Here is a 973-nt window from a genome sequence, read left to right as displayed (position 1 = left end):
CGTTTGAATGTTTCGTGTTGCCGATATTACATCACACCAGCTTTTAGTAAATCATGCATATTTAATGCGCCAACGATTTTATCTTCTTTGCATAGGATAAGTGCGTTGATGTTTTTGTTCTGCATTAAGTTCAATCCTTCCACTGCTAACATTTCTGGATGTGCCGTGGTTGGATTTTTCGTCATGACTTCACCAATAGCCGTGGTATGAATATCAATGCGCTTATCCAAAGTGCGGCGTAAGTCACCATCGGTGAATATACCAAGCATAGCATCGTGCTCGTCCACGATGGCGGTCATTCCCAAACCTTTCTCTGAAATCTCCAAAAGTGCATCGCGAATCAACGCATCTGGAGACACTTTCGGTAATGCATTTCCGAAGTGCATAATATCAGACAGCTTAAGTAGCAATTTTCTTCCTAAAGCACCACCAGGATGTGAGAGAGCGAAGTCTTCTGCTGAGAATCCACGCGCTTGAAGTAGGGCAACTGCTAGCGCATCGCCCATTACTAAAGTTGCTGTGGTACTACTGGTTGGTGCAAGGCCAAGTGGACAAGCTTCTTGAGGGACAGTGATTTGCAAGTGCAAGTCAGCCAGTTTTGCCATGTTGGATTCTGGCTTGCCCGTCATGCTAATGATTTTAATGTTTAAACGCTTTAGAACAGGGAAGAGAGACAAGATTTCATGGGACTCGCCAGAGTTAGAAATGGCGATAACAATGTCACCCGCACTGATCATACCCAAGTCACCATGCGCTGCTTCACCCGGGTGAACGAAAAACGCTGATGTACCTGTGCTGGCAAGCGTTGCTGCAATCTTGTTGCCAATGTGGCCTGATTTGCCCATACCCATCACGACAACTTTGCCGCTATTGGAAAGGATCAATTCGCAAGCTTGTTCAAACTGCTCATCAAAGTATTTGTCTAGCTCTTGCAGAGCCGCGACTTCGATATCAAGAACTTGTTTAGCTGCAG

The 973-nt window shown here is 45.4% G+C and carries 1 protein-coding gene; it reads right to left on the bottom strand.

The window, feature by feature from the left end:
• Positions 1-26 precede the first annotated feature (26 nt).
• The coding region (locus R7Q09_RS24480; protein WP_318143735.1) for a KpsF/GutQ family sugar-phosphate isomerase at positions 27-973 on the bottom strand (947 nt) is incomplete at its 5' end.

It is taken from the genome of Vibrio sp. 2130-1 (assembly GCF_033339515.1).
Note: the sequence above shows the minus strand (reverse complement) of the source record. Positions and strands in the feature narration are given on the sequence as shown.